2 protein-coding genes are annotated in these 3,181 nt (G+C 70.8%); one reads left to right on the top strand and one right to left on the bottom strand.

Translation table 11 applies throughout. The annotated features are described in order from the left end of the window. Positions 1-46: 46 nt before the first annotated feature. Positions 47-496, bottom strand: coding sequence for a hypothetical protein (locus NYZ98_RS41165; protein WP_262850979.1), 450 nt, complete (start codon positions 494-496; stop codon positions 47-49). A 1,648-nt stretch (positions 497-2,144) separates the two neighbouring features. Between NYZ98_RS41165 and NYZ98_RS41680 the strand changes: the two genes are divergently transcribed. Further along, positions 2,145-2,474, top strand: a complete 330-nt coding sequence (locus NYZ98_RS41680; protein WP_407696447.1) for a response regulator transcription factor — start codon at positions 2,145-2,147, stop codon at positions 2,472-2,474. The last annotated feature ends 707 nt before the right edge of the window (positions 2,475-3,181 follow it).

The following is a 3,181-nucleotide window of genomic DNA, read 5'->3' on the forward strand; positions in this document are numbered from 1 at the left end:
CCACCACCCCCCACCCTGCCACCACGGACCCGTACACCGGCATGGACTACGGCAGGGGCACACACTCACCGGGTACGGACCTCGACTCGAACACGGGAGCGGACTCGGGCACTGGAGCGAACGCGCTCACGGGCGCGGACGCGGTCACGCGCATGCACTCGCGTACGGACCTCGACCCGCGTACGGACCTCGGCTCGCGTACAGACCTCGACTCGGTCACGGCCGCGGACTCATACACGGACATGAACCCGGCCACGGCCACGGGCACGGGCAAGGCCTCTGACACCGGCACGACATCCGGCACCGGCACGGACTCGGTCACGCCCGCAGCCTCGTACGCGAACATGAACCCGGCCACGAGCACGGCCTCTGGCACTGGCACGGACTCGGTCATGGCCGCAGCCGCATACACGGACATGAACCCGGCCACGGGCATGGCATCCGGCACCGGTACGGACTCGGTCGCGGCCGCATACATAGACATGAACCCGGTCATGGGCACGGGCATGCACCTGGCCACGGGCATGAACCCGGCTGACATGGCCACGGCCTCCGGCACCGGCTCAGGCCGGACCTCTGGCACCGGCTCGGACCGGGCCACCGGCACCGACTCGGACCGGACCACGCTTCCCGGCACTGGCACCGACCGGGGTACAGCCATCGGTACCGGCTCGGACCGGGTTCCCGGCACCGGCTCGGAAGGGGCCAGGGTTCCCGGCACCGGCACCGACTGGAGTGCAGCCATCGGTACCGGCTCAGACCGGGCCCCCGGCCACGGCCCCGGTTCGGACCGGACTACGGTCCCCGGCCCCGGCCCCGGCCCCGGCACGGACCGGACTACGGTCACTGGCACTGGCACTGGCACCGGCACCGGCTGGGGTACGGCCACTGGCATCGACACGGACTGGGCCGCGGGCACCGGCGCCGGCTCGGACCGGGTCACTGGCACCGACTGGGTTACGGCCGCTGGCACCGGAACCGGCACCGGCTCGGACCGGGCCACGGCCACTGGCATGGACCCGGTCACGGCTTCCGCCCCTGGCATGGACCCGGTCACGGCCTCCGGCTCCGACTCGGGTGCGGAGCCGGGTGCGGAAGCCGGGTCGTCCTCCTCTCCTTCTTGGCCTGGTCCGGACCCTGCCGTTCGGTTCGAGGCGATCCTGGGGACGGCGCGGGGCCGCATCGGTGACCCGCTCGTCAGTTACCTGTGGAGCCAGGGCCGGCGGATGACCGTCGACCAGGCCGTGGCGTACGCCCTGGAGACCGGCACGCAGCCGGACCGCGATCTGTGCCCCGGTCCGGAGGCGGACCGCGATTTGTACCCGGGTTCGGAGGTGGACCGCGATTTGTACCCGGGTTCGGAGGTGGACCGCGATTTGTATCCCGTTCCACCTTCGGGCCGCGATCTGTATTCCGGTCCGGAGATGGACCGCGACCTTGATCCCGATTCGCAGGCGGCCCGGGACCGTGCTTTCGGTTCGCAGGCGGCTCGTGATCTTGATTCTGGCGCGCAGGCCGCCCGCGCCCTGGATCCCGGCGTGCCCGGACGGTCGCGTGCCGAGTCCACTCATCAGCAGCGCGCCGAGGCGTCCCGCCAGGGTCGGGCCGAGCCGTCCGGTCAGCCACGCGCGGGCGCTGGTCGTCGGCCGGGTGCCGTCTCCGGTGAATCCGGCCAGCCGGGCACCGTTCCCGGCAGCAATCGCAGGCCCAGGAGGGCACCGGACGGATCCCGCCAGCCACAAGTGCCCCCCGACGGACCGGACCGCCTCCGCAGGGCGCCAGGTACGTCTGGTGACCCGCGCGCGATGCCGAGCGCGTCTCGTGGTCCGCGCGCGACGCCCGGTACGTCCGGTGACCCGCGCGCGATGCCCGGTACGTCCGATGATCCGCGCGCGATGCCCGACGCGTCTCGTGGTCGGCGTGCGATGCCCGGTACGTCTGGTGATCCGCGCGCGATACCTGACACGTCTCGTGATTCGCGTACGACTTCCGGTGCGTCTCGTGATTCGCGGGTGATACCGGGTGGGTCTCGTGAAGCGCGCGGTGCGTCCAGTGCGCCCGGTCGAGGGCGTGGGATGTCCGGGGGAGTACCCCGAGCAGGAGCCACGTTCCACGGGTCGTTCGCCGACGCCGGCGGACAGGGTGTGAATCCTGCCCTTCCCGACTCCTACGGCACGCGAAGTGGCCCGAGGACGCTGAAGGGCGGGTCGCTCTCCCGTGACGGGGTGCCGTCCGCCGGTCAGGAGGGGGTGGTGACCCCCGCCAACACCCTGACGGCCCGCGAGCAGGAGATCGCCCTGCTCATCGCCCAAGGACTCAGTAACCGTGTCATCGCCGCCGAACTCGTCATCAGTTCGGCAACCGTCGCCCGGCACGTGGCCAACATCCTGGCCAAACTCGGGTTCTCCTCGCGTACCCAGGTGGCGGCCTGGATGGTCGAATGGGGAGCCCACCGCTCCAGCGACCACGGCTGAGCCGCTCAGCGGCTGAATGGCTATATGGCTGTGAATGGCTGGGCGGTCGAACGGCTGGGCGGCTGTATGGCTGTGAATGGCTGGGCGGTCGAACGGTCGAACGGTCGAACGGTCGAACGGCTGGGCGGCTGAATGGCTGGGCGGTTGGGTGGTCAACGGCTGAGTGGATGACGGTTGAACGGCTGAGCGACCAAGCGGATGACGGGTGGCTCGGCGGGTGTCCCACCTGGTGTCTCTCTGGATTTCCTATGTCCCAGGTTGTCCCAGCCTGTCCCTATGCGGCGTGCATAGAAGGCTCACCCGGGAGAGCATCGGCGGTCCGGTGGCGGGTGTGTCGGGCTGGTGGTTCGCAGGATGGGTCGGGGGCTCGTACACAGGGGGAGGGGCTCCGATTACACCGTTAAATGCGCAGAGTGGAGCATGTCCGGGGCCGGGGTTCGCGCTTAGGTTGGTGGCTTGACCGGTCAACGGCCGGCCGGCTCCGGTGACTCTCGGCAGGGGGATCGTGGGGACGGCACGGACGGCTGCCGACCGGTCACGCTGGAGCGTCGCGTGTCCCGCACTACGGGCGAGGTCACTTCGGAGGGGTGGAGACCGAACCCCAGGGGCACGCGGCCCGCGAGCTCGGGCCATGACCTGTCCTGGTGTCACCGGCCCGAGCTCGTCTCCACAACCCCGGGCCCACCCCCGTCGGCCCTCCCCGCCGG

Origin of the sequence: Sphaerisporangium corydalis (assembly GCF_025506355.1) — a bacterium.
Taxonomy (GTDB): Bacteria; Actinomycetota; Actinomycetes; order Streptosporangiales; family Streptosporangiaceae; genus Sphaerisporangium; species Sphaerisporangium corydalis.